The organism is Sinorhizobium sp. B11 (assembly GCA_039725955.1).
Classification (GTDB): Bacteria; Pseudomonadota; Alphaproteobacteria; order Rhizobiales; family Rhizobiaceae; genus Rhizobium.
On the sequence record CP091034.1, the window covers coordinates 2,797,099 to 2,820,415 of the forward strand.

29 protein-coding genes are annotated in these 23,317 nt (G+C 61.9%); 18 read left to right on the top strand and 11 right to left on the bottom strand.

Features of this window, described 5'->3' with window-relative positions:
* Positions 1–20 precede the first annotated feature (20 nt).
* The 4 genes from LVY75_23915 to LVY75_23930 all read left to right on the top strand — a co-directional run bounded on the left by LVY75_23915 (position 21) and on the right by LVY75_23930 (position 3,427).
* Entirely contained in the window at positions 21–230 is a 210-nt protein-coding gene (locus LVY75_23915) for a DUF1127 domain-containing protein (GenBank protein XAZ21858.1), read from the top strand.
* A gap of 92 nt (positions 231–322) precedes the next feature.
* Positions 323–796 carry a VOC family protein gene (locus LVY75_23920; GenBank protein ID XAZ21859.1) on the top strand — a complete coding sequence of 158 codons (474 nt, stop codon included), beginning with the start codon at positions 323–325 and terminating at the stop codon, positions 794–796.
* Positions 797–1,004: 208 nt separating this feature from the next.
* On the top strand, positions 1,005–1,424 hold the full coding sequence (locus LVY75_23925; protein XAZ21860.1) for a GFA family protein: 420 nt from the start codon (positions 1,005–1,007) through the stop codon (positions 1,422–1,424).
* Between the two features lie 134 nt (positions 1,425–1,558).
* Complete coding sequence (locus LVY75_23930) at positions 1,559–3,427, top strand: ABC transporter ATP-binding protein/permease (protein XAZ21861.1); 1,869 nt, start codon at positions 1,559–1,561, stop codon at positions 3,425–3,427.
* Between the two features lie 47 nt (positions 3,428–3,474).
* On the opposite strand, the gene LVY75_23935 is transcribed toward LVY75_23930, so the two are convergent.
* The 4 genes from LVY75_23935 to LVY75_23950 form a co-directional block, all read right to left on the bottom strand.
* Positions 3,475–4,398 (bottom strand): hypothetical protein, encoded by a 924-nt coding sequence (locus LVY75_23935; GenBank protein ID XAZ21862.1) that lies wholly within the window; start codon positions 4,396–4,398, stop codon positions 3,475–3,477.
* A 256-nt stretch (positions 4,399–4,654) separates the two neighbouring features.
* A complete protein-coding gene (locus tag LVY75_23940) occupies positions 4,655–5,044 on the bottom strand; it encodes a response regulator (GenBank protein ID XAZ21863.1) in 390 nt (129 codons plus the stop codon).
* Between the two features lie 241 nt (positions 5,045–5,285).
* The gene (locus LVY75_23945; GenBank protein XAZ21864.1) at positions 5,286–5,654 is read right to left on the bottom strand and encodes a hypothetical protein; all 369 of its coding nucleotides are present in this window, start codon (positions 5,652–5,654) and stop codon (positions 5,286–5,288) included.
* Positions 5,593–6,381: a class I SAM-dependent methyltransferase gene (locus tag LVY75_23950; GenBank protein XAZ21865.1), complete on the bottom strand. Its 789-nt coding sequence runs from the start codon at positions 6,379–6,381 to the stop codon at positions 5,593–5,595. Before LVY75_23950 ends, LVY75_23945 begins: the two co-directional genes overlap by 62 nt.
* 114 nt (positions 6,382–6,495) lie before the next feature.
* Between LVY75_23950 and LVY75_23955 the strand changes: the two genes are divergently transcribed.
* From LVY75_23955 to LVY75_23965, 3 genes are read left to right on the top strand one after another with little or no spacing between them, the layout of a single operon-like run.
* On the top strand, positions 6,496–7,632 hold the full coding sequence (locus LVY75_23955; protein ID XAZ21866.1) for an ABC transporter substrate-binding protein: 1,137 nt from the start codon (positions 6,496–6,498) through the stop codon (positions 7,630–7,632).
* Positions 7,633–7,637: 5 nt separating this feature from the next.
* Positions 7,638–8,708: an iron ABC transporter permease gene (locus LVY75_23960; GenBank protein XAZ21867.1), complete on the top strand. Its 1,071-nt coding sequence runs from the start codon at positions 7,638–7,640 to the stop codon at positions 8,706–8,708.
* Positions 8,702–9,454 (top strand): ABC transporter ATP-binding protein, encoded by a 753-nt coding sequence (locus tag LVY75_23965; protein XAZ21868.1) that lies wholly within the window; start codon positions 8,702–8,704, stop codon positions 9,452–9,454. Before LVY75_23960 ends, LVY75_23965 begins: the two co-directional genes overlap by 7 nt.
* A gap of 56 nt (positions 9,455–9,510) precedes the next feature.
* Here LVY75_23965 and LVY75_23970 read toward each other — a convergent pair whose 3' ends face one another.
* The 3 genes from LVY75_23970 to LVY75_23980 all read right to left on the bottom strand — a co-directional run bounded on the left by LVY75_23970 (position 9,511) and on the right by LVY75_23980 (position 12,208).
* Entirely contained in the window at positions 9,511–10,287 is a 777-nt protein-coding gene (locus tag LVY75_23970; GenBank protein XAZ21869.1) for a hypothetical protein, read from the bottom strand.
* Between the two features lie 83 nt (positions 10,288–10,370).
* The gene (locus LVY75_23975; GenBank protein XAZ21870.1) at positions 10,371–11,684 is read right to left on the bottom strand and encodes an epoxide hydrolase; all 1,314 of its coding nucleotides are present in this window, start codon (positions 11,682–11,684) and stop codon (positions 10,371–10,373) included.
* An 83-nt stretch (positions 11,685–11,767) separates the two neighbouring features.
* Positions 11,768–12,208 carry a VOC family protein gene (locus LVY75_23980; GenBank protein ID XAZ21871.1) on the bottom strand — a complete coding sequence of 147 codons (441 nt, stop codon included), beginning with the start codon at positions 12,206–12,208 and terminating at the stop codon, positions 11,768–11,770.
* 263 nt (positions 12,209–12,471) lie between these two features.
* Between LVY75_23980 and LVY75_23985 the strand changes: the two genes are divergently transcribed.
* Complete coding sequence (locus tag LVY75_23985) at positions 12,472–13,416, top strand: alpha/beta hydrolase (GenBank protein ID XAZ21872.1); 945 nt, start codon at positions 12,472–12,474, stop codon at positions 13,414–13,416.
* On the opposite strand, the gene LVY75_23990 is transcribed toward LVY75_23985, so the two are convergent.
* Positions 13,405–14,310, bottom strand: a complete 906-nt coding sequence (locus LVY75_23990; protein ID XAZ25814.1) for a LysR family transcriptional regulator — start codon at positions 14,308–14,310, stop codon at positions 13,405–13,407. The two genes, LVY75_23985 and LVY75_23990, sit on opposite strands and share 12 nt — an antisense overlap.
* Positions 14,311–14,522: 212 nt before the next feature.
* Between LVY75_23990 and LVY75_23995 the strand changes: the two genes are divergently transcribed.
* The gene (locus LVY75_23995) at positions 14,523–15,263 is read left to right on the top strand and encodes a carbon-nitrogen hydrolase family protein (protein ID XAZ21873.1); all 741 of its coding nucleotides are present in this window, start codon (positions 14,523–14,525) and stop codon (positions 15,261–15,263) included.
* A gap of 41 nt (positions 15,264–15,304) precedes the next feature.
* On the opposite strand, the gene LVY75_24000 is transcribed toward LVY75_23995, so the two are convergent.
* A complete protein-coding gene (locus tag LVY75_24000) occupies positions 15,305–15,637 on the bottom strand; it encodes a low molecular weight protein tyrosine phosphatase family protein (GenBank protein XAZ21874.1) in 333 nt (110 codons plus the stop codon).
* A 224-nt stretch (positions 15,638–15,861) separates the two neighbouring features.
* On the opposite strand from LVY75_24000, the gene LVY75_24005 reads away from it, so the two are divergent.
* The 6 genes from LVY75_24005 (at position 15,862) to LVY75_24030 (ending at position 19,856) form a co-directional block, all read left to right on the top strand.
* Complete coding sequence (locus LVY75_24005; protein XAZ21875.1) at positions 15,862–16,176, top strand: DUF2282 domain-containing protein; 315 nt, start codon at positions 15,862–15,864, stop codon at positions 16,174–16,176.
* 43 nt (positions 16,177–16,219) lie between these two features.
* Positions 16,220–17,146, top strand: coding sequence for a DUF692 domain-containing protein (locus tag LVY75_24010; GenBank protein ID XAZ21876.1), 927 nt, complete (start codon positions 16,220–16,222; stop codon positions 17,144–17,146).
* Entirely contained in the window at positions 17,133–17,936 is an 804-nt protein-coding gene (locus LVY75_24015) for a DNA-binding domain-containing protein (GenBank protein ID XAZ21877.1), read from the top strand. The genes LVY75_24010 and LVY75_24015 overlap by 14 nt, the downstream gene beginning before the upstream one ends.
* On the top strand, positions 17,929–18,456 hold the full coding sequence (locus LVY75_24020) for a DoxX family protein (protein ID XAZ21878.1): 528 nt from the start codon (positions 17,929–17,931) through the stop codon (positions 18,454–18,456). The genes LVY75_24015 and LVY75_24020 overlap by 8 nt, the downstream gene beginning before the upstream one ends.
* Positions 18,457–18,667: 211 nt before the next feature.
* Complete coding sequence (locus tag LVY75_24025; GenBank protein ID XAZ21879.1) at positions 18,668–19,234, top strand: sigma-70 family RNA polymerase sigma factor; 567 nt, start codon at positions 18,668–18,670, stop codon at positions 19,232–19,234.
* Positions 19,221–19,856: a DUF1109 domain-containing protein gene (locus LVY75_24030; GenBank protein ID XAZ21880.1), complete on the top strand. Its 636-nt coding sequence runs from the start codon at positions 19,221–19,223 to the stop codon at positions 19,854–19,856. The genes LVY75_24025 and LVY75_24030 overlap by 14 nt, the downstream gene beginning before the upstream one ends.
* Positions 19,857–20,078: 222 nt before the next feature.
* On the opposite strand, the gene LVY75_24035 is transcribed toward LVY75_24030, so the two are convergent.
* A complete protein-coding gene (locus LVY75_24035; GenBank protein ID XAZ21881.1) occupies positions 20,079–20,309 on the bottom strand; it encodes a hypothetical protein in 231 nt (76 codons plus the stop codon).
* A 134-nt stretch (positions 20,310–20,443) separates the two neighbouring features.
* Complete coding sequence (locus tag LVY75_24040; protein ID XAZ21882.1) at positions 20,444–20,617, bottom strand: hypothetical protein; 174 nt, start codon at positions 20,615–20,617, stop codon at positions 20,444–20,446.
* A gap of 218 nt (positions 20,618–20,835) precedes the next feature.
* On the opposite strand from LVY75_24040, the gene LVY75_24045 reads away from it, so the two are divergent.
* The 3 genes from LVY75_24045 to LVY75_24055 all read left to right on the top strand — a co-directional run bounded on the left by LVY75_24045 (position 20,836) and on the right by LVY75_24055 (position 23,213).
* Positions 20,836–21,036: a hypothetical protein gene (locus LVY75_24045; protein XAZ21883.1), complete on the top strand. Its 201-nt coding sequence runs from the start codon at positions 20,836–20,838 to the stop codon at positions 21,034–21,036.
* Positions 21,037–21,704: 668 nt separating this feature from the next.
* Positions 21,705–21,968, top strand: coding sequence for a DUF982 domain-containing protein (locus tag LVY75_24050; protein ID XAZ21884.1), 264 nt, complete (start codon positions 21,705–21,707; stop codon positions 21,966–21,968).
* A gap of 108 nt (positions 21,969–22,076) precedes the next feature.
* On the top strand, positions 22,077–23,213 hold the full coding sequence (locus LVY75_24055) for a hypothetical protein (protein XAZ21885.1): 1,137 nt from the start codon (positions 22,077–22,079) through the stop codon (positions 23,211–23,213).
* Positions 23,214–23,317: the final 104 nt, after the last annotated feature.

Consider the following 23,317-nt stretch of genomic DNA (forward strand, 5'->3'; position numbering starts at 1 on the left):
ATGAATGCTGGAGATGCCCGATGGCGACTGACGTAGAACTGCCGATAACAATGGATCGCGCCCCGAGCGGCGGCATCGCCAGGCGCTGCCTGACGCGCCTTACCCTCTATTTCAGCAAGCGCCGTGAGCGACAGGTCCTTTCCCATCTGTCCGATGATCAGCTTCGCGATATCGGCGTCAGCCCTTCCGAGGCGAGGAACGAGGTCAGCAAATCCTGGTTCTGGGGGTAGCGGTCGCGGTTTTGTCGCGCGGCCGGACTGGAGAAAAACGCTTTCCCCCTTATGTCTCTGCCATCAGGGAGAAAGCGACGGAGGAACGCGCAATGCACAAGAACACGATCTGCGTCTGGTATGATAAACACGCCGAAGAGGCCGCCCGCTTCTATGCCGGGGTCTTTCCGGACAGCAAGGTCGGCGCCGTCCATCGTGCCCCCGGCGATTATCCCGCCGGCCAGCAGGGAGACGTGCTGGTGGTGGAATTCACGGTTGCCGGAATCCCCTGCATCGGGCTCAACGGCGGTCCCTCGATCAAGCACAGCGAAGCCTTCTCCTTTCAAATCTCGACCGAAAATCAGGAAGAAACCGACCGCTACTGGAACGCAATCGTCGGCAATGGCGGTCAGGAAAGCGAATGCGGCTGGTGCAAGGACAAATGGGGCGTCTCCTGGCAGATCACCCCGCGCGTTCTGATGGAAGCGATGCAGGCTGGCGGAGCCGAGGCCAAGCGTGCTTTCGACGCGATGATGACCATGCGCAAGATTGACGTCGCGGCAATAGAAGCAGCCCGCCGCGGCTGAGGCGCAATCGCAGGCTCGCAAACGGCGCCTGTTCTCCAGGCATCGTCTTTCCAGGCGGGGATCGCTTCCAGCATGGCCTGTCATGGGCATATTGAGCTGATCCTCCGCTCGTGGCACATTCGAAAGTGCCGCCGCCGCTCGCAAGCGCCACACCCGGCACCTTCCCCGAAATCGCGATGTTCAATCCCCCCGAAAACAGGAGTTTCCGATGGCCGATGCCCGATGCAGCTGCGGAGCGCTCAGATTGGCGCTGCCGGATAAACCACATGCGGTGATTGCCTGTCACTGCATCGAATGCCAGCGACGGACAGGCGCCCCTTTCGGCGCCGGTGCCTTCTATCCCGCCGAAGCCGTCACTGTGACCGGTCTCGGCAAGCAATACACGCGCGATGCGGCAAGCGGCGGAAAGGTGCATTCCTACTTCTGCCCGAACTGCGGCTCCTCGGTCTATTGGACAGCCGACAACCTGCCCTCCATGATCGGCGTGGCTTTGGGAGCCCTGACCGACGTGAGCGAGCTCCCGGCACCTGCCAAATCGATCTTCGAGCAATCGAAACATCATTGGGTGGGTATCGACGCTGCCGGCGAGCACTTCCGGCAAGGCAGCGTCGTGCGGACGTCGAGTTGATACTTCGCCCCGCGATCTCGAGATTTCCAAAATTTCTGATTGAGATTGCAGCCGGAAGATGATTCCATGCCACCCGCGTCGCCTGATACGCCCGCCCTCTTCCCGATGCCGCACCCGAGAGGCTCAAGTCGATCATGTCGATTTCAGATGCGATCTACCGTCCCTTCGAAACGCTGATCCGGCCGCTCGATATCCCCTACCGTCCGCTGCCGTCGAAAGGGCCGGTGACAGTGCTGCTGCACTTCATCTCGATGTTTCGCGGCATCCTGATCGCGCTCGCTCTCTGCACCATGGCGATCGAGGCCATGAATCTGACGATCGTCTGGGGCCTGTCGGTGATCGTCGATGGCGTCACGCAGCAGGGTGCCTCGGCTTTCCTGCGCAATGACCGGCCGCTGCTGATCTTGCTCGGCCTGATGCTCTTCCCTGCCATCCCTATTGCCTCCTTCCTCGTCAACACGCTGAATTCGCATACGCTCGGCATCGGCATGCCGGCTGCCATTCAGTGGCAGGGCCACCGGGCGGTGGAGCGACAGGATCTCGCCTTCTTCCACGATCTCTATGCCGGCCAGGTCGCCTCGCGCCTCCAGCAGGTGGCCTCCGCCGTCCAGCAGCAGGTTATATCGGCCTTCCAGTCCATCCCGCGCTTCATCATGCAGATGGTCGGCTCCGTCATCCTTCTGAGCGCACTGTCCTGGCAGCTTGCGCTGCCGACCATCGTGTGGATCACGCTCAACGTAGTGCTCGCCGTCAGGCTGGCGCCTGTCTTCACCGAACGGGCACGCCGCTCCGCCAAGCGCCGCAGCCTGATTTCCGGCGCCATTACCGATCTCTACGCCAATATGCAGATGGTGAAACAATTCGCCGCCGAAGACAGCGAGGCGGGCACTATCCGAGGCATCATCGGCAAGGCGATCAAGGCCCAGCAAAGCGAACAGCGTATCTATCGGACAGCGGAGGTCATCGTCGTCGTCCTCAACGTGACGCACTGGCTGGCCATCCTGTCGATCGGCTTTACCGGGCTCGTTGACGGCTTCGTCACGATCGGTGAATTCACCGCCGCCGTTTATGTTCTCAACCGGCTGTCCGGTCACACATTTACATTCCTGCAGATGGGCCAGCAGATTTTCCAGGCGATCGGCACGATCAAGGACGCCATGCCGGTCATGACGACACCGCCCACCATCACCGACCGGCCGGATGCGCAGGACCTTGTCGTCCCGAACGGCGAAATCCGCTTCGACGACGTTGGTTTCGCCTACAAATCCGGCAAGCCCGTCATCGACAACCTGTCATTGACTGTCCGTCCCGGCGAGAAAGTCGGCCTTGTCGGCCTCTCAGGCGCCGGCAAGACGACGCTCGCCAACCTGCTCCTGCGCTTCTACGACATCAAGGACGGCGTGATCCGGATCGATGGGCAGGATATCCGCTCGGTCACCCAGTCGAGCCTGCGCCGCGCCATCGGCGTCATCGCCCAGGATGTCGCGCTGCTGCACCGCTCGGTCGGCGACAATATCCGCTACGGCCGGCCGGAGGCCACGCAGGAAGAGATCGAGGATGTGGCGAAGATGGCAAGCGCCGATCTCTTCATCGCCGATCTCGCCGACAGCGAAGGCCGCACGGGCTACGAAGCCTATGTCGGCGACCGCGGCATAAAACTCTCGGGCGGCCAGCGCCAGCGCGTGGCGATCGCCCGCGTACTCCTCAAGAATGCCCCGATCCTGGTGCTCGACGAGGCCACCTCGGCTCTAGACAGCGAATCCGAAGCCGCCATCCAGGAGCGTCTGAACATGGTGATGGAAGGCAAGACGGTCATCGCCATCGCCCACCGCCTGTCGACCATATCGAGCATGGACCGCATCATCGTGCTCGACCACGGCCGCATCGTCGAGGAAGGCAGGCCGGAAGAGCTGATCGAAGGCGACGGGCTGTTCGCGCGCCTGTGGCGGCGCCAGACGGGTGGTTTCATTCCGGAAGAGATTGAAGAGGGTGCGTCGGGTTAGCGGCAGCGGCGGGCAGTAATTGCGCCGACGCCGGAGAGCTTGAACCCCTATTGCTCGCCAGCCTGCTCGGGCACATGACAACGCGCCCATTCGAACGCTTCGTCGATGGCCGCAAACTTGACCGCCTGCCAATACCGATAATCGCGGACCAGCTCTGCCGAGATCCAGAAATCGCCGCGGTCGCCGGAAGCGTCCCATCCGGCAATTTCGAGCACCTGAGCACGCTCGAAAAGGCGCCGCGCGTGGGTTCGGGAGATGGCGTAGCGCTTGGAGAATTCTCCGACGCGCAAAGGCCCGATGGACATGCGCGTTTCCAGCTCCTTTTCCGTCGGCAATCGAGACATCAGGTCGTGCAGGATGTTGCTGCCGGAAGCGGTTCGAACGAAAGTATCCACGCTTTGCGGAGGGCTGGCCCAGTTCGGGTCGTGAAAGAGGCTCTCCGACATTCTCGGCTGCGCATACCACAGCAAGCGCCGATCGGCCGATGATCGCTGGAACCGGGTGCCCCGATCGAGCATGTCGAGCGATTTCAGATGTTCGTCGAACCATTCCCGAATCAGGGTTTCGGCAGTTTCGGAAATTCTGAGCGGGCGAGCGCGCTTGTCCGCGCGTTCATGAACATCGACCAGGAGGCCGTAATTGCGCATCTCGGCCAGATGCGCGAATACCGTGTTCTTGGAGGCAATGTCACTCTCGGCGATGAGGGCCTTCAGGTTGGCAGCCGTCAGGCCTGGGTGGGATGGCGACGTGACACGCCGAAAATGAAAGGCCAGAATTGACTGGGTCAGCAACCATCGTTTCATGTCGGCGGTATAGCGCACGATACGGGGCGCGGCGTCGTGCATGGCGATGAGTTTCAGCGCCGCATCCTTCAGGGCGAGCGCGTAAAGGCGATTTTCCACAATGGCTTCGACGGTCAGAACCTCCGCCGCATCAGTGGCGGAGCGCATTGCGGCTGGTATCGACGTCAACGGATCTCTCCAGGCAAGTTCGAATTGGACAAACTACGGCCTGAGCGACCTGCAGCTGGCCTTCGCGGCGTTGGTATGCCCTTGCCCGCCCCAAGCTCCCGTGCGCGCACTTTCTTGAACGCGAAGCTTCGCCGGCAGTCGGCCATCACCTGCTGCACTATGTCCCTTAAAATAGAATTGCAAACTGCAGCCATCCATCCCGCCGGGACCGGTTTTGGCGCAAGACCGATCAAAATGCCGCACCGGTCCGCAATCATCACGCATCCGATACCGGCGATCCGAAAAGGCCCTGAGCGATATTCTCCAGCTCTATCGGTTTGTCGCAGAGAATATAGCCACCAAACCGCTCCGAAATGATGGATGGGTCATACGCGGTGGCGAAAACGAAAGGTATGCCGAGCTCTTCGAGCCGTTCTGCCACGGGAAAGACCCGCGCGTCGGACAGAAAAACATCAAGGATTGCGGCATCGATCTGCTCCTCTTCGATCAAGAAAAGCGCATCGTCGACGCGTGGCGTCGGACCGATCACGACCGCACCGAGCTTGACAAGCTCCCTGCGGGTTTCCTCTGCGAGCAGAAATTCGTCCTCGACGACAAGCACCCGCTTTCCTGCAAAGAGGGAACTCCTGGGAAAGCTGGATTTCAATGGCTCACTCCACCTGGCCGCTAGCTGAGCGGGAACGAGAGACTGACGGCTAAACCACCGGGAGCGAAATTAGTTTCAACCTGTCCGCCAAGCCGGTAGCCGATCTCCCGCTGCATCAGCGACATGCCAAAACCGTCCGCCTGCGGTTCCCTGACTGCCGGACCGCCGCATTCGCTCCAGTCGAGGATTTAGGAGTGATTCCCGAGCTGCCAGCGGATATCTATGTGCCCCTCGCCATTACTCAAGGCCCGTATTTGGCAGCATTGGTCGCAAGCTCATGGATGACCATTCCAAGCGCAAGCCCGCGTGGCGGAATGAGCTTGTATTCCGGGCCGTCGAGCGTGACCCTATCGGTGCCGAATGGCGTCAGTTCCTGGCTAATCAGCTCTTGCACCGACGCCTCTTTCCAATTCTCGCGTGAAAGCAGGCCGTAGGTCCGCGACATGGCTTTAAGCCGGCCGACGAGGGCTGCGTAAAACGCCTCCGGCGAGGCGGCCGATTCCAGCGTCTGGGTCGCGATGCTGATCGCGACCGCCCCCCGCCAAAACCTAGGCCAGCGGCTTCGTCGCGCAGATCGCAAAACGGTCCTGTACCATGCGCTCGAGCCCACGCAGGAAGGGCATCTTGCGCGCCTGCGCCCAATGGATGTCCGAAAGCTTGCGGTCCACGACGATATTGTCGAATCCCGCCTGGCGCAGCAGTTCGACGATCGCTTCGGCCGGCATCTTGTCGGAAAAATGGACACGCGAGCGGATCGCCTGGTGACGGGCCATCATCTCGGGCTTCATGTGGCTTGCCGGCGCCTTGCCCGTCAGCTTCGTCCAGACTTTCTGCAGGCTCTTGACCCAGGTCTCCTTGCCCATGTTGCCGTCGACGATCAGTACCTTGCCGCCGGGCTTCAGCACGGAGAACCATTCCCGGAAGGCCGAGGCCGGATCGACCAGCGTCCAGACAAGGTGCCGGTTGGTGATCACGTCGTAGCTATCCTTCGGCTCCATTGTGTTTTCCGCGTCCCCCGAGACGAAGCGGATATCGGTGCCGCGCTTGTTGGCCTTGGCGCGCGCCTGCGCCAGCATCGCATCCGACCAGTCGAGCCCCGTCACCTTGAAACCCGCCCCATGCATGAGATGCGAAATGACAGCCGTGCCGCAGGCAAGATCGAGCGCTGCCCGCCCCTGCCCCTCGCCGAGATGCTTGCGGATCAACCGCTGCCAGCCGGCGCGCTCGGCTTCGGAAAAGATTTCATGGCCTACACTCTCGTCGAATGTCGCTGCGCGTTCAGACCAGAAGTCCCGGATTTCATCGCGAATAGAGTAATTTGTGTTCATCGTGTTCATTATCTGCACCCAGGCGCCGTACTACTTTGGAAATGCTCTAAAACATAAAACTTGATTCCGAAAGTCAGTTTTTCTATGCCTCGGGACATTACCAAGGACCGGGGGAGTTTCCAGTTGAATATTTTGAGTTTGCTTAGACTATCCGCAGTTGCAGTTGCAACCATTCTGCCACTCCAGGCTATGGCCGAGCCCTTCACCATCAAGGATGTGGCTGGCCGCGAGGTCACCTTCGACAAGCCGGTCGAGCGTGTGATCCTCGGCGAAGGCCGCATGCTCTATGCCGTCGCCCCGATCGAGAAGGATGATCCCTTCGCCAAGATCGTCGGCTGGCGCAACGATCTCTGGACCACCGACAAGGATGGCTTCAACGCCTATGTCGAGAAATTCCCTAGGGGTAAGGACCTGCCCTTCCTCGGCAACCTGACGGACGGCACGCTGCAGACCGAGACCGTCGTCGCCCTTCACCCCGACGTCATGCTGCTGCCGATCGGCAACAAGAAGGCGGCCGACGAGGTGAAGCTCGAGGACATGCTGAACAAGATCGGCGTGAAGATCGTCTATATCGATTTCCGCGAACACATCCTCGCCAATACCGAGCCGAGCCTGGAAATCCTCGGCAAGCTCTTCGGCCATGAAGACCGGGCCGAAGCCGTCGCCGCCTACTGGAAAGAGCAGATGGCGCGCGTCACCGACAAGCTGAAGCAAGCCAATCCCAAGAAGCCCAACGTCTTCATGTATCGCGCCGCCGGCCTCGTCGAGTGCTGCGGCACGTTCGGTCCCGACAATTTCGGCCTGATGGTCGATTGGGCCGGCGGCCACAATCTCGGCTCCGATTTCCTGCCCGGCTATACCGGCTCGATCAATGCCGAACAGGTCGTCGCATCCAATCCTGACGTCGTCGTCGTCACCGGCTCGAACTGGAGCCAGACCAAGGACGCCAAGGACTACGTCAATGTCGGCCCGGCCGCTGCCGCCACCATCGACGACAGCCGCAAGGCGCTCGATGCACTCGTGCAGAACCCGGCCTTCACCGGCTCCAAGGCCGTTGCCGATGGCAATGTTCACGCGATCTGGCACCAGTTCTACACGAGCCCCTACCAGTTCGTCGCCGTACAGCAGATGGCCAAGTGGTTCCATCCGGACCTCTTCGCCGATCTCGATCCGGATGCGACCTTCAAGGAATTCCACGAGAAGTTCCTGCCCGTCGCGTATCAGCCGGGTTACTGGGTCGACGCCAAGGCCGGAAAGTAAGGCCAATGGCAGAGATCGCCGCTATGCCGATCGAAGCCGAGGAAGGCAGGGCGCGTTACCGCGCTCTCGCCCGCCGCAAGCTTTTGATCCTCGTCGCCATGACGGCAGCGCTCTGCCTGTCCTTCGCCGTCGATCTCGCCTGGGGGCCGGCCCGCTACGGTCTCGACGAGGTCGTGACGGCCCTCTTCGATCCCGACGCCGTCTCGGCGCAGGTCCGCGCCGTCGTCTGGGATATCCGCATGCCGGTCGCCGTCATGGCGATCGTCGTCGGTGCCTCGCTCTCGGTCGCGGGGGCGCAGATGCAGACGATCCTTGCCAATCCGCTGGCAAGTCCGTTCACGCTCGGCATTTCCGCCGCCGCAAGCTTCGGCGCAGCACTCGCGATCGTCACCAGCGTGCCGATCCTGCCCGTTGCCGCCGGCCTGCTCGTGCCGGTCAATGCCTTCATCATGGCGCTGGTCGCAACCCTCTTCATCCATTTCATCTCGCAGGCGCGCGGCGTCTCGGTGCAGACGGTGGTGCTGCTCGGCATCGCGCTTGTCTTCACCTTCAATGCGGCTCTCGCCTTCCTGCAATATCTCGCCTCCGAACAGGCGCTCTCGGCCGTCGTCTTCTGGACCATGGGCAGCCTCACCAAGGCCACCTGGCCGAAGATCTGGATCACCCTTGCCGTACTGCTCTTTGCGCTCCCGCTCTTTGCCCGCCATGCCTGGGCGCTGACGGCGATCCGCCTCGGCGAGGACAAGGCGGCAAGCTTCGGCGTCAATGTCCGCCGCATCCGGTTGGAGACGATGCTGATCATCTCGCTGCTGGCGGCCGTGCCCGTCAGTTTCGTCGGCACGATCGGCTTCGTCGGCCTCGTCGGCCCGCATATTGCCCGCATGATCCTCGGCGAGGATCAGCGCTTCTTCCTGCCGGGCTCGATCCTTTCGGGCGCGCTGTTGCTGTCGGTCACCTCGATCGTCTCCAAGTCGATCATTCCGGGCGTCGTCTTCCCGATCGGCATCATCACCGCACTCGTCGGCGTACCCTTCTTCTTCTCGCTCATCCTCTCGAACAGGAGCCGCTCATGGTAGCGCTTCAGCTGCAGTCGGTCGGCGCCTATCACGGCCGCAAGCTCTTCGTCGAAGACGTGACCACGCCGAAGATGAATGCCGGCGAACTCATCGCCGTCATCGGCCCGAACGCCGCCGGCAAATCGACCCTCTTCAAGCGCATCACCGGCCTGCTGAAGGGCCCGGGAAACGTGCTGGTCGAGGGCGCCAGGACGAAAAACGCCATCAGCTACATGCCGCAGGATACGTCGGCCAATGCCGTGCTGACGGTCTATGAATCCATCCTGCTTGCTCGCAAGCAGGGTCACTCCTGGGGCGTCAGCGATCAGGAACTGCGGCTGATCGACGACATCATGAAGGCGCTCAACATCGAGGCGATCGCCTTTCGCGATCTCGGCGCACTCTCCGGCGGCCAGCGCCAGCTCGTCTCCATCGCCCAGGCGCTGGTGCGTGAGCCCGAAATCATGCTGATGGACGAGCCGACCAGCGCGCTCGATCTTCACCGCCAGGTGGAAGTCTTGGATTTCATGCAGCGACAGGCCCGCAAGCGCGGCATGATCGTGCTGATCGCCATCCATGATCTGAACCAGGCGCTGCGCTTCGCCGACAAGGTTCTGATCATCCAGAACGGTCGCATGCGTGCCTGCGGTGAACCGCGCGACGTCGTGACCGTCGATATGCTGCGCGAGGTTTACAAGATCCACGCCCGCATCGAGAAATGCTCCAGGGATCACGACCACGTCATCGTGGACGGCACGGCGCATTAAAGGCGCACCGCTGAAACGGCGCGCCCTTATGTCAATGCATCACTGATTTATAATCGCTATCGGCCCCGCGGCAGCGTCTGGTCCTGCCGCATCCCGTCGATATCCTGAGCCTGGCGAAGCTCGCGTTCCGCGCGCTCCTGGGACTCTTCCACCGTGCGGTGATGTCCTGTCGGCGCGATGTCGTCGCGCAGATCCTGATCGAGCGGCGCCTCGTCGTCGAGATCATAGGCGCGGACGCGCGGGGAGTTGGGATCGAGCCGGCGGGTGTAGTGTCCGGCAGGCATCGCCGGGTCGGCAACGCCTGCGGCATCGGCGGCAAAGACGTCGTCCTGTGCGGCACGCGCCTGCCGCGCCCGCTCGGCCTCATCCGCCTCGCGAGCCCTGCTTGCATCATATTGCGATGTTGCGAAAGCCTCGTTCGACTTGCTCGTGTTCCAGCCCTCGGCGCGCCAGAGGTCGGCACGTTCATCCATGTCGATTGAGCCTTCGTCATCGAGGATATCGTGGGCGATGCCGTAGGTCGCGTCGTCGACCTCGACCGAGATAAGAAAGCCGCCACGGCGCAGGCCCTCGGCATAGACCGACCGGTCCTCGTCAGGGAAAAGCCAGTCCTCCAGCTTCGACCAGAAGCCGCCACGGTCGTCCCCGGCAACGCCGGCCTTGTCGCCGTCGGCTTCATATCCCGGCATCATTCGGACATTGCTGATGTCGAGGTTCTTCAGCCGGTCGATCGCACGCTCGGCGTCGTCACGGCTGTCGAAGAAGGCACTGAGCGTACTGTGGCCCCCGCCGCCTGAGAATGCGGGAGCGCTGTCATTGCGGAGATTGCTCATCGGGATTCCTCCTCCAGGTTTTCCTCTCCGCAAACGGACGAAAAAGCCCGATGTTCCCCATCCATGTGGAGAAATGCGATCTTCTAGGAGCGCAATGTCCTGAACGCGGCCCGGACCTCCCCGGCGAAGAGTTCCGGCTCCTCCCAGGCGGCGAAATGCCCGCCCTTTTCAGCCGCATTGTAATAGATCAGCTGCGGGTAGGCCCTGGCGAGCCAGTGCCGCGGCGGGCGGTAGACCTCGCCGGGAAAGACCGTGACGGCGACCGGAACCTTGACCGGTTCCAGCTTCGCTCCCCCTGCGACATTCTCCCAGTAAATGCGCCCGCTCGAAGGCCCGGTATTGGTCAGCCAATAGAGCGTGATATTGTCGAGAATGGCCTGCCGGCCGAGCGCCAGTTCGGGATCTCCGCGGGTAAACACCCAGTCGGCAATCTTGTCATAGAGCCAGGCCGCAAGCCCGACGGGAGAATCCGCAAGCCCGTAGCCGATCGTTTCCGGCCGCGTTCCCATGATTGCGGCATAACCGAAGCCATTGGCGAGGAAATCCCGGGCTTCTGCGAAGATCACCTTCTCCTCCGGTGACAGGCTGTCGGGCGCCGGCGCACCGCTCATCAGCGCCTGAGCGGCGTCAGGGGGAAAGGTTGTGGCGCGCTCGACCCTGTTGACGTGAATGCCGAGCAGTCCCTCCGGCGCTTGCCGCCCCAGCGCATCGCTGATGATCGCGCCCCAGTCGCCGCCCTGCGAGACATAGCTCGTATAGCCGAGCCGTTTCATCAGCGTGTCCCAGGCGGCCGCGATGCGTTGCGGGTTCCAGCCCTTTTCCGAGGCCTTGCCGGAGAAGCCGAAGCCGGGGATCGACGGGATCACCAGATGGAAGGCATCGCCGGCCGTACCGCCATGCGCGGTCGGGTCGGTCAGCGGGCCGATCACGTCGATCAGCTCGAACACCGATCCCGGCCAGCCATGCGTCATGATCAGCGGCAGGGCGTTCTCATGGCGGGAACGCACATGGATGAAGTGGATATCCACCCCGTCTATGCCTGTCATGAATTGCGGAAAGGTATTCAGCCTCTGCTCCGCCTTGCGCCAGTCGTAGGAAGACTGCCACTCGTCCACGAGTGCCTTCAGCCGCTCCGGCTGCACACCCTGCGAACGGTCACGCACGGTTTCCCCGTCAGGCCAGCGGGTGGCGGCAAGCCGGCGCCTGAGATCGGCAAGTGCCGCCTCGGGGATATTGGCCCGGAACGCCCGGATTTCGCCGGCCGGCGCTTCCGCCGCGACGGGATCGGCCGCAGCCGCAACCGAAGCAAACGTCGCCGCAACCCCGGCCGCCGCGCCTGCAAATAGCAGCGAACGCCGTGACATCTTCAATGTCTCGATTGATTGCCCTGATTTCATGACATGCCTCCATTCCATCGGAAGGTTCGCGGCCACATTTCAGACGCCTGACATCATGCGCCTGAAATGGACCGGAAGCGATCTCAGGCTTCGTCAGGCCCGGCCCGGTAAACCAGGAACTTGTTGCCCTCGGGGTCGCGGAAATAGGCGCAGTAAGGCCCCTCGCCGTTCTCCCCGCGCGGCCCCGGCGCGCCCTCGTCCGAACCGCCTGCCTGCAGCGCGGTTGCATGGACTTCGCGCACCTGAGCGCGGGAGCGTGCCTCGAAAGCCACCATGCCGCCATTGCCGACATTGGCCGGCCGGCCGTCGAAGGGCTTTATCACGCCGAATTCCAGCGTGCGCTCGCCGTAATAGACGGCCCTGCCGGGCTGGACCAGAAACCGGCCAATGCCGAAGACGGCCATCAGCCTGTCGTAGAATTCGGCCGCAGCCTCGAGATTATTGGTGCCGACGGTCGAGTGACCCGGCAGGCCGCGCACTCTTTGAGGCTCGGCAGTTTTCAGATTTACGGTCATGTCGTTCATGTCTCATCATCCTTTCATGCGACAGCACGGCCTCTGCCTGCTGCCTGCGTTGGACGCGGGCCATTCCCCGGCGCCGCGGATGGAGACGATTTACGGCGTGGACGGATCATCCGGTACTGCGGGAAAGTGAGAGGCAGGCTCTCACCGATGCGCTCTACCGGCGCCAGGCGCGATGCACGATCCTTGTCATCGAGAATTCACCCGGTCGCGACCACGAGGCTCAACAACAGCCAGCACGGCCGCCGGAGAGAAGGACAACGGACATGATGACATCGTCAGTTGGAGCATTGCTCGCCGCAGCCGCAATCACAGGCGCGACACTGACACCCGCAAGCGCCGGCGCGATTGCAGCCGCAAAGCCCGAAGCTGGCACCATTGCCATCAGCGGCGATATCACCCTCAGGCGGTTCGTCGTGCATAATCCGGCCGCGAAAGGTATCGTGCTCTTCCTGCATGGCTTTCCCGAAACCGCTGCCGTCTGGGGCGACATTGCAGCCGCGCTTGGCGACGAATTCGAAGTGCACGCCTTCGACTGGCCGGGATACGGCCTGTCGTCGCGGCCCGAAAACTTCTCCTATTCGCCGCGTGATTATGCCGATGTGCTGAAGGCCTATATCGACAAGTCAGGCATCGACCGCTCGAAGCTGACCATCTATGCCGCCGATATCGCCGCCCTGCCCACCCTGCTCCTGGCACTCGACGAGCCCGATATCGCACGGCGCATTATCGTCGGCGACTTCGCCCCCTTCAACCGGCCGGCCTATATGCATGAGCGACTGCAGAACCTGAAGAGCGAGCCGGCGGCGTCCCTTACCCGCGCCGTCATGAACCAGACGAGCGACGAGATCCTTCAAAACGTCTACAGGCGCGGTCTGGCAGAGGACGAGCAGTTCGATCTCGCTGCCGGCGTGAAGGAAGACATGGTCCGCGGCTGGAGCAACGGCGCCCTCACTTCCGCCGATGCCTTCTACCACTATTACGCGGCCTTCACCCGCGACCAGGATCTTCTGGAAGCAAACCTCGGCAGGCTCCGGACGCCGGTAAAGGTGATCTGGGGCGAAAAGGACATCTATATCGACAGCCGCATGGGCGCAGAATTTGCCGAAAGGACCGGCGCGCCGTTCGACGTCCTGCCCGGCATCGGCCACTATCCGCATCTGCAGGCGCCAGAACGCGTTGTCGCCGAAATCCGTGCCTTACTGGATTGAACCATAGCTCCGGCAGGCTTCGCGCAGCCGTGGCAGGGTCCAGTCGATGAAGGAGCGCACCTTGAGCGCCAGGAAGCCCTGGCGCGAATAGACGATATGGATCGGCTGCGGCCCGCCAGTGTAACCATCAAGTACAGGCACGAGCGAACCGGAGGCAAGTTCGCCGGGGATCTGGTAATCGAAAAGCCTGGCGATACCGGCTCCGCCGACGGCGGCGGCAACGCAGTTTGCCGCCGTATTGACCTCTATGCGATGGCGCGGCACCACCTCCACCGGCCGGCCATCGATATCGAAGGTCCAGAAGAATGTCCTGCTGTTGAAGATGATCCCGTCATGATCGGGCAGATCGCCCGGATGCTGCGGACACCCGCAACGCCTGAGATAATCCGGGCTCGCGCAGGTCAGAACCCGAAACTCGGCAACCTTGACGGCATAGAGCGAACTATCCGCCAGCGCCCCCAGCCGGATGGCGACATCCACCTGTTCGCTGACGAGATGAACGGTGCGATCGAGCGAGAGCAGGTTCAGCGAAACCTCCGGATGCTCGGCCATGAAATCCAGCGCGATCGGCAGCACATAACGATTGCCGAATTCCACCGGCATGGTGATCGTCAGCGTTCCCCGCGGCCGCTGATATTCGCCGGAAGCCCGGCGCTCCGCCTCCTCCATATCGGCAATGATCTTGCGCGCCGCCTCCACATAGTCGCGCCCGGCATCGGTGAGCTGCAGTTTCCGGCTGGTGCGGATGACGAGACTGGCGCCGAGCGACCGCTCCAGCTCGGCCACCTTGCGGCTGACGCTCGGCAGCGGCGCATTCAGCCGCTTGCTGCCCGCCGACAGGCTGCCGGCATCGACAACGGCAAGCAACACGCGCATGGCATCAAGCCGATCCATCCCCGCAGCCTTATCCCGCCTTCCCCGTGGAAATCTTAAACCTTCGAAACTCCGACCGATAGATGGGTGGCTGCCGATCGCGGTCAACTCATCCGCTCCGCCCGACAGCGCGGAAACGATCTCTTCGGCCTCGGCATGGGAAGTGGCGATCATGGTGGACGGATGCTCGCCTGCTCGGATACGGATAATTGCGAGAACAACCGGAACCCGGAATGAAAACCGTCCGCATCGCCGCCGCCCAGACCTTGGAATATCGCGAAAATGTCGAGGCCGCCCTGACATGCGCTCTCGATATGATCCGTCAGGCCGAAGCGGAAGGCGCCCGCCTCCTCATCTTTCCCGAAGGTTTTCTGCAGGGCTATCTGACTGAGCCCGAAACGGCACGACGAGCCGCCATGGATCTCGGATCCCCGGCATTCGCCGCCGTCATGAGCCGGCTCGCCGATGCCGGCCCCATGATCGTCATGGGCATGATCGAGGCTGAAGGCGAAGCGCTGTTCAACACCGCCGTCGTCATCGAAAAAGGCACGCTGATCGGCCGATATCGCAAGGCGCACCTGCTCAAGGGAGAAAGCTTCTTCCAGCCGGGCGCCGAGACACCCGTCTTCACGGTCGATGGCCTGCGCTTCGGCATCAATATCTGCTACGATACCGGCTTCCCCAAGGCTGCCCGCAAGGTCGCACTCACAGGCGCATCCCTCCTCGTCTGCTGCGCCAACAACATGATGCCGCGCGCCAATGCCGAAAAATTCCGGGACGTGCACAACGCCGCCAGAGGCGAGCGCTGCCGGGAAACCGGCCTGTGGCTCATCTCCGCCGACGTGACGGGCGAACGCGAGGGACGCATTTCCTGGGGACCGACGGCTGTGTTGAACCCTGCGGGAGACGTTGTCGCACAGCTCCCACTCGAAGCCCCCGGTCTGCTCGTGTTCGATATCGCCGGAGATATGTAGAGCGCAGCAGCACTGCTGGATGTCCGACCAGATCAGTCGGTTCACAGATATCTGGGAACCTTGCGCTCCAATAGGCTGACCAGCATCGGATCCATGAATTCGTAGTCATCGGGAATGTCGAGACAGATAATGCGCTTGCCGTTCAGCGACTTGCGGAATTTGCGGGTGATTTTGCCACGATGCGCCTTCTCCATCACAAAGATGATGTCGGCCCACTCCACCTGTTCGGCATCGAGCGGATTGCAGGCGTCGTTGTTTGTTCCTGCCGACGATACCTCGATGTCCTCGCGCGTAGAAAACACCTGTTCGGCAGTGGGGCTTCTGAGCTTGTTCTGGCTGCAGACAAACAGCACGTTTCGAGGTTTGACCGACATATAGGAGCCTGACCGCAAACTGGGATCGAACTGATGATTGCACCAGCATAAGCATCATCCTTGCGCCCCGCAAAACGATTCCGTTGCGGCGAAGCACCCTTCCAGCACCCCAAAACAACATCACGCCTTCGTTACCGCCACGCCTGTAACAACCCGCTTTCCCGTTGCGAATACATCGACGTGCCCCGCTGAAACAGGGGCGTTTCAAGCAACGGAGACTACCAATGTTGAAGACTTCCATCAGCACCGCCCTTCTTGCCGGCGCGATCACGTCAGCTCTTGCCACGATGGCCAGTGCCGCCCCGCTGACCAAGGCTGAAGCTGCTGCTGCAACCGCCGCCCACAAGGAGAAGTGCTACGGCGTTGCGCTCAAGGGTCAGAACGATTGCGCCGCCGGCCCGGGCACGACCTGCCAGGGAACTTCGGTGAAAGACTTCCAGGGCAATTCGTGGAAATTCGTCCAGGGCGGAACCTGCGCCTCGCTCGATATTCCAGGTGGCCGTCACGGTTCGCTGAAGCCGCTGACGCGCGACATCTAAGCCGCCCGCAATCAGACCAGGATAAAGGAAAGCGGAGGCGAAGATGAAAAACGTCGACAAGGCGTCCAACCTTCCCATGGAGACGGAGAGCACCCTCCGCTTTCCGACATATCAGCTTGCCGGCGTGGCCGGCACCAGCTTCAAGCCGGAGCATCTTGCGGCGATCTCGGCCATATCCGGCCCCCAAGGCTTCTTCGAGATCCATGCCGAGAATTACATGGGCGCCGGCGGCCCGCCGCATCGCGCACTCGAAAGAGTGCGCCGCGACCACCCGATTTCATTGCACGGCGTCTGCATGTCGCTCGGCGACCCGCAGCCGCTCGACAAGCTACACCTCAGGCGTTTCAAGGACCTCGTCGACCGCTATGAGCCGGCGCTGATTTCAGAGCATCTCGCCTGGTCGACGCATGTCGATACCTATCTGAACGACCTGCTGCCGCTGCCCTATACCGGTGCGACACTCGCCCATGTCTGCGACCACGTCGACGAGATGCAGAACGCGATCGGCCGGCAGATCCTGCTGGAAAACCCATCTACCTACGTGCTCTTTGCGGAATCCTCGATGAGCGAGACGGATTTCATTCGCGAGATCGCGCGGCGCACCGGCTGCGGCCTGCTGCTCGACATCAACAATGTCTTCGTGTCCGCCACCAATCACGGCTTTTCGGCGCTGGAATATCTGCGTGACTTCCCGCTGTCTCAGGTCGGCGAGATCCACCTCGCCGGCCACGCCGAACAGGAGGATGACGAGGGCGAGCTGCTCTTGATCGACAGCCATGACGGCCCGGTCGCCGATGCCGTCTGGCAGCTTTACGAGATCGTCATTGCCAGATGCGGGCCGATCTCGACCCTGATCGAATGGGACAGCAAGATCCCCGACTGGCCGGTGTTGCGCGCCGAGGCCCTGGCTGCGCAAGCCATTCTGGATCGCCATGCCAATAACAGGGGAACTGCCCATGCGATCGGCTGAAATCGTGCCGATCCGGCCAATGCTGCCAGATTTCGCCGGGCAGTTCTCCGCCACGCTGCTCAATCCGGATGCCCCGGCGCCCGCTCTGGTCACCGGCCCGCGCGGCAAACGGGCGGAGAAGCGATACAATGTCTATCGCAACAATGTCACCGTCAGCCTGATTGCCGCATTGTCGTCGATCTTCCCGGCGGTCGAGCGTATCACCGGGCCGGATTTCTTCCGCGCCATGGCCCGCTTTCATGTGCGCGAGACGCCGCCCTCCTCGCGGCTGCTGTTCGAATACGGACGTGACTTTCCCGACTTCATCGACCGCTACGAATATGCGCAGGAAATGCCCTGGCTTTCGGACGTGGCGCGCATCGAGCGCGCCTGGCTGGATGCCTATCACGCCGCCGATGCGGCTGCATTGACGGCCGAAACACTCGCCGCCGTGCCGCAGGAAGAACTGGGCGGCGTAACATTTCGTCCGCATCCGGCAACGCGGCTGGTTTCATCCGCCTATCCGGCCGTCACCATCTTTGCCATGAATCGCGGCACGGATCCCGTTACCCGCGTCGAAAATCACCCCGAGGACGGGTTGATCACCCGTATCGATGACGAAGTCACAGTACGCCTCCTGCCGCCGGGCGGAGCCGCCTTCTTCAATGCGCTGCTCTCGCGCGAATGCCTTGCCGCAGCCGTGGCAGCCGGCCTCGACGCCTGGCCTGCCTTCGATCTGTCCGCCGCCATCGGCGAGACGATCGCAGCCGGCGCTTTTTCCGCGATCGAACTGGAGAATTCCAATGTCTGATATGCTTGACTCCAATGCCCACAACAAGCCTCGCAACGGCGCTCTCTCCCCGCTGGCGAGGCTGGTGGCGACGGCCGACGGACTTGTCCGGGCCGTCGCCCAGCCCGATATCGTCCAGGCCGTCATCCGCGTGGCGCTTGCCGTTCCCTTCTGGCGTTCCGGCATCCTGAAATGGGATGGCTTCCTGCAGCTGAACGATACGGCAATCGATCTCTTCACCCAGGAATTCATGCTGCACCTGCCGGGTGGCCCCTATCCCTTCCCGATGCCCGCGGTCATGGCCTTCCTTTCCGGCTGCGGCGAGATCACCTTTCCGACGCTGCTCGTCTTCGGTCTTGCTACCCGCTTTGCCGGTCTCGGCCTGCTGTTCATGACCCTGATCGTCGAACTGACAGTGCCCGATGGCTGGCCGATCCATATCACCTGGGCGGCAATGGCCCTTGCCATCATGCGCTACGGGCCCGGCCGCCTGTCGCTCGACTATCTGATCGTGCGGATGTCAGGCACTGCCAAAAGCTAGAACACTCGACGTCAGCCATCGACATGATCAACCGCCCGGCTCCTCATCGCGCCGGGCGGCTTTTGCGCTTTGTTGCCGCACCACTCTTGCCGTTTGCCCGCCGATGCGCTCAATAGGCGCCGACGCCGGCTCTGCCTCACGCGCCGCGTCATCAAATTTTTCAGGATGACGGTAACAAACACGTGGCTCCGTGCGTAGAGGTGAGTAGCGGATGAAATATTCGGCCCGCGAAGAGGAATGGGCGGCCTGGATGCGCGCGGCGATCGCCGGCGACGCAACGGCCTATGACCGTTTCCTGAAGGCCGTGACACCTTATCTGCGTTCGATTGCGCGCAGGCGCTGCGACCAGTTCGGTGCCCCGCCGAGCGAGGTGGAAGACGTGGTGCAGGAAGTTCTGCTGGCAGTGCACCTGAAGCGCGGGACCTGGGATATTTCCCGCCCCATCGGTCCCTGGCTCTCGACGATCGTGCGCAACAAGCTGATCGACAGCCTGCGCCGGCGCGGCCGCCATGTCTCGGTCCCGATCGAGGATGTGATGGAGACGCTCGAAGCCGACCACCAGGAGGATGGCGCCGACCGCATCGATGTCGACCGCATGCTGGAAGGCCTGCGCGACCCGCAGCGCGAAATCGTGCGATCCATTTCGCTCGGCGGCGCCGGCATCCGCGAAACGGCCGAGCGGCTACAGATGACGGAAGGCGCCGTGCGAGTGGCGCTGCACAGGGCGCTCAAGGGATTGGCGGCCCTCTATCGGAGCAATACGCGTGAAAACGGATGACCTGATCAACATGCTGGCAAAGGATGCGCGCGTCCGCATCCGCTTCGGTCGCGTCTTCATGATCGCGCTTGCCATCAGCGTGGTGATTTCAGCCGCACTTCTCATCTCCACCATCGGCATCCGCAGAAATATGGCCGAGATGATCGAGACGCCGCGCGTCCTCTTCAAGCTGGGCACCACCCTGCTGATCGCCGTGACGGCCACCCGCCTTGCCTTCCGGATCGGCAAACCCGGCCTGTCCTTGCGCTCCGCGGCCCTGACACTCATCCTGCCGCTGGTGGTATTGATCGCCGGTATTGCGACCGAGCTCTTCGTCGTGCCGCAGGCGGACTGGGCGGCGAGGATGGAGGGGCATTTTTCCGCCTTCTGCCTGTTCTTCGTGCCGACGCTTTCGATCGCGCCGCTTGCCGCCATCCTCTATTCGGTCCGTCAGGGGGCGCCGGAAAATCCGGGCACGGCGGGCGCGGTGGCGGGTCTTGCCGCAGGCGGCATTGCGGCCGCCATCTATGCCTGGCATTGCCCCGATGACAGCCCGCTGTTTCTGGCGACATGGTACTCGATCGGCATCCTGGTCGCGACGGCAGCCGGGTTCCTGCTTGGCCGGAAAATTCTTCGCTGGTGAGGCGCGCGAGGTCTGCATCGATCGATGCCGCGCGGACGTGGCAAAATATCGCCAACCACCGGGAACTTTTTGGCGCCGCTCCCAGTCTGATACCCGGACCGTACGGCGTCCTTTTCTTTGATAAAAGCATGCACCACACGGGGCGTCGTGCGATCCAGCCTGTTGTTTCCCAATTGTTGGCCCGCTTCGGCGGGCCTTTTTATGCCCGGCGGCTAGAACGCTCTAGCGTATGCGCTTGCCTGTCAGCGCCTGCCAGGCGAGCCGCAGCGTATCGAGGCGGGAGCGTATGCGCTCCTGCTGCGGGATGGCCAGCCGGTTGCGAAAATCGGCGAGCGCCTGGGCCTCAAGCCTGCTTCCGAGTTTTTCCGGCAGATGCGGCACGGGTGCGCCCGTCAGCCGGTCGATCACAGTCCAGTCGTCGTCATTCCGGCGCTCGATGTCGTAACGGTTCATTGCGGTCGTGAGGTCTCTGAAAGAGGGATGAGGATGACAAGAAAGCGGCTTTCCCGCAGACATGCAATCGGCGAAATGTGAGTGAACGTCAGAAAATACGTTCATGGTCAAAATTGCGTTGCCAATGCCTGATGTCATAGGTCCAGCTTTGCCATTCTCCTCTTGCCGATGCGCTTGCGCACCTTTGCGGGCCGGGCCTTCAATACGGCCGGCGCATACATCAAGTCCATGAGAGGCAGGGGTTTGCCGTTGGTCGTGCTGCTGTCAGTCTCTCGCGGGGCCACCCGCATGATGATCTCGTCGAACATTCTTGCTCCCCCATGCCTGCCTTCCATATGACCGTCCTCCCCTACGGTTTCTTCTCAGGCGCTACGGTAGCATCCGATAAAATGGCAGACCAATCGCACATTGGAGCTAGCCCGAATGAACCTCAAATGCCGTCTTTTCGCCATCGCTGCGACATGCATTGATAGCAATACGGATCTAGGATGCCGCAAGCGTCGGAAACCAGTCACTGGAGATAACCATGCACGAGATGACACCATCGGAAATGCTGAGAGATCCACTGATCCGCCAGATGCTTCGCGCTGACAAGATCAGTCTGGCAACCTTTGCAGCCCTGCTCGACGCTGCAGCCCGTCAGCACGCCCGTCCCGCAGGCGATGGCAGCTTCCCGACATCCAAGATGCCGGAAACCTGGACCTTCGATGCCGCGGCCTATATCTGACCGACCGTTTTTCCGCGATGCCCGTCCGACTCCGGGCACCCCTGAGGCCCGCTCCCTGGTGAGCGGGTCCTTTTTATTTGCGAAGACGCAAACCTCGAAAATTCCATTGAAATCCGCGGATCCGGCCCAGATGGCAGATGATGAAGGCGGCAGGCCCTCATGTATGCCTGCCGCCTCCCGCCTCCGAGCGTCCGCCGCCCAGCGCTCAAGGAGGGAGGGACACCATAGCCCGGCATTGTGGCCTTTAGGGCAGTTTGCCCGGAAGATATTCCCGGTGTCGTCCGAGAGTCACATCACCCATCTGGAGCACGCCGGTCGTGATCTGGCATATGTTGTTGAAAGCGTTGGTCGAGATCGGGCCGTGCCTGTGGATAACCTGTGGAAATCTTGTGGACTGCAGACCGCTTGCAGGCGTCGCCGGGCGCCGAGCGTTGCCATTTCGTTCCAAATGCGGTCTTCTGATCTCGCCTGCCATCGGCCTCCGCCGCAACTGACGCCGATGCAGCCACAGGGCGCTCCGACATCAGGTCGTGGAGCGCCCTTTCTTTTGGCCGCGGCAAATAAGTCACGCACTCAACATTCACGCATTCCGCAATTCCGAATTTCATAATTCACGCGTATAGTGTGTTTGAGGGTCTCAATCTCCGTGCCTTGAGGGGTCGAGGACAATGAGCTGGAATACGTCATCGGTATTCGCGCCGGTCGGGCTGGTTTTGCGCGGTCGGGAGACGCACACTGTCGTGCGTACCCTCGGCGATGCCGCATATCTGCTGATCCGGGATTGGCCTTTCGATGATGGCGAGGAATACATGATCGCCGTCAAAGCCTGCATCGACGCCATCTGTGGAGAAGTGGCTCCGGAACAGTTCCGGGAAGCATTTCTGCGCGCCGCCGACGAGGCGGGTATCGCGGCGCTGACGATTGTCCATTGAAGGACGCCTTTTGGGGCAAAAGACATAGACTGCATTGATTTTCTCGCTAGAACCGTCATCTGCTTCGGTGGCGCCATGACGCGCGCAGGTTCGAAGACCCGAGAGGCAATGAAGACAGCAGCAATAACAGGGGCAATCGCCTGCATGGCCTTTACGCAGGCCGCGGTTGCACAATCGACGCTCGATGCATCCCCGCTCCAGCCGGACTACGTCGCCGTGATGCAAGCGCTCGACAAGGATGGCAAGCCGGTCGATCCGACTGTCACCATCATCCATCACGACGGCATGTTTCTGAGCGAGACGCTGCGCGGCGGCCGGACCAGCATCGGCTTCGGACCGGATGAGGCCAGGCCCGTTCTGCGCTGGAGCAGGCAGGCGGATGGTGAAATTACATATCTCGAGCTTCTTCTTCGCGCCCGCAAACCTGAAATTGCGAAAGCGGATGCGCCGCAGCCACTCGCGGCGGTCTCGTCCATTGCCGGCGAAGGCTGCACATGGAGCGAAACGGTAAGCAGGCCGCCGTCACCAGGGACGTTCATTTCGCGCGAGCAGAATTGCGCCACCAAGGACGGCATCGTCATCGAAACAAGGCTGCTGACCCCGAACGACGTGCCGATCTACCACACCCGTCTCGTCAGCCTTGACCGCCGTGACGTCGCCCCCGCCGAGGTCCTTCCGCCACTGGAAATCCTCACCCCGGAATACTGGCTCAGACCGAGCCGGAGCAGTAATGCCGATCCCTCACAGCCCGATTTCGACATCACGCTGGAGAGCACCGGCGGCGCGACGATCCGCTTGTTGCGGCATTATCCCTGGCACTACCGGGAACAGCGGCATGGTGATGGCTCCGTCAGCATCAAGATCTGGAACAAGCGCGAAGATCAGGGCATCTCCTATCAGCAGGCAGACGGCTATCGCCGGCTCACGGCTGCACATCCGGCAGACGACGGCTCATCGTCGTTGATAGTCGATGAGGCAACCGGAAGGACTTCGCTCGACAGAAGCGAAACAATCCTCGGCGAGACCTGCGAATGGTTCGATCTGATGCCGGGAGTTCAGGACGCGGGAAACAGGCAGTGCCTCACACCTGACGGCCTGCCGCTCAAGCTGGATGCCAGCGGCATGAATTTGGCCTTCCCCTACACCGCCACATCATTCCGCCGCCGCCCGGTCGATCTCTCCGAAATGCGCTTGCCGGCCGCGGCCTTTTCGCTGGACGAATGGGGCCTGCCGGCGCTGCGGTGATGCAGTTGCGTGAGCTTGCACTGTGCCGTGGACACTGTTGGCAGTCATGCCCGGAGCCCCTATGGCATACCTATCGAAAAGAGACTTGGTCAGATTCCGCTAGA

Bases quoted from the DNA above. Each gene is read 5' to 3' on its own strand.
- LVY75_23915 (XAZ21858.1), top strand. From the start codon at position 21: ATGGCGACTGACGTAGAACTGCCGATAACAATGGATCGCGCCCCGAGC.
- LVY75_23920 (XAZ21859.1), top strand. From the start codon at position 323: ATGCACAAGAACACGATCTGCGTCTGGTATGATAAACACGCCGAAGAG.
- LVY75_23925 (XAZ21860.1), top strand. From the start codon at position 1,005: ATGGCCGATGCCCGATGCAGCTGCGGAGCGCTCAGATTGGCGCTGCCG.
- LVY75_23930 (XAZ21861.1), top strand. From the start codon at position 1,559: ATGTCGATTTCAGATGCGATCTACCGTCCCTTCGAAACGCTGATCCGG.
- LVY75_23950 (XAZ21865.1), bottom strand. From the start codon at position 6,381: ATGAACACGATGAACACAAATTACTCTATTCGCGATGAAATCCGGGAC.
- LVY75_23960 (XAZ21867.1), top strand. From the start codon at position 7,638: ATGGCAGAGATCGCCGCTATGCCGATCGAAGCCGAGGAAGGCAGGGCG.
- LVY75_23965 (XAZ21868.1), top strand. From the start codon at position 8,702: ATGGTAGCGCTTCAGCTGCAGTCGGTCGGCGCCTATCACGGCCGCAAG.
- LVY75_23970 (XAZ21869.1), bottom strand. From the start codon at position 10,287: ATGAGCAATCTCCGCAATGACAGCGCTCCCGCATTCTCAGGCGGCGGG.
- LVY75_23975 (XAZ21870.1), bottom strand. From the start codon at position 11,684: ATGAAATCAGGGCAATCAATCGAGACATTGAAGATGTCACGGCGTTCG.
- LVY75_23980 (XAZ21871.1), bottom strand. From the start codon at position 12,208: ATGAACGACATGACCGTAAATCTGAAAACTGCCGAGCCTCAAAGAGTG.
- LVY75_23985 (XAZ21872.1), top strand. From the start codon at position 12,472: ATGATGACATCGTCAGTTGGAGCATTGCTCGCCGCAGCCGCAATCACA.
- LVY75_23990 (XAZ25814.1), bottom strand. From the start codon at position 14,310: ATGGATCGGCTTGATGCCATGCGCGTGTTGCTTGCCGTTGTCGATGCC.
- LVY75_23995 (XAZ21873.1), top strand. From the start codon at position 14,523: ATGAAAACCGTCCGCATCGCCGCCGCCCAGACCTTGGAATATCGCGAA.
- LVY75_24000 (XAZ21874.1), bottom strand. From the start codon at position 15,637: ATGTCGGTCAAACCTCGAAACGTGCTGTTTGTCTGCAGCCAGAACAAG.
- LVY75_24005 (XAZ21875.1), top strand. From the start codon at position 15,862: ATGTTGAAGACTTCCATCAGCACCGCCCTTCTTGCCGGCGCGATCACG.
- LVY75_24010 (XAZ21876.1), top strand. From the start codon at position 16,220: ATGAAAAACGTCGACAAGGCGTCCAACCTTCCCATGGAGACGGAGAGC.
- LVY75_24015 (XAZ21877.1), top strand. From the start codon at position 17,133: ATGCGATCGGCTGAAATCGTGCCGATCCGGCCAATGCTGCCAGATTTC.
- LVY75_24020 (XAZ21878.1), top strand. From the start codon at position 17,929: ATGTCTGATATGCTTGACTCCAATGCCCACAACAAGCCTCGCAACGGC.
- LVY75_24025 (XAZ21879.1), top strand. From the start codon at position 18,668: ATGAAATATTCGGCCCGCGAAGAGGAATGGGCGGCCTGGATGCGCGCG.
- LVY75_24035 (XAZ21881.1), bottom strand. From the start codon at position 20,309: ATGAACCGTTACGACATCGAGCGCCGGAATGACGACGACTGGACTGTG.
- LVY75_24040 (XAZ21882.1), bottom strand. From the start codon at position 20,617: ATGTTCGACGAGATCATCATGCGGGTGGCCCCGCGAGAGACTGACAGC.
- LVY75_24045 (XAZ21883.1), top strand. From the start codon at position 20,836: ATGCACGAGATGACACCATCGGAAATGCTGAGAGATCCACTGATCCGC.
- LVY75_24050 (XAZ21884.1), top strand. From the start codon at position 21,705: ATGAGCTGGAATACGTCATCGGTATTCGCGCCGGTCGGGCTGGTTTTG.
- LVY75_24055 (XAZ21885.1), top strand. From the start codon at position 22,077: ATGAAGACAGCAGCAATAACAGGGGCAATCGCCTGCATGGCCTTTACG.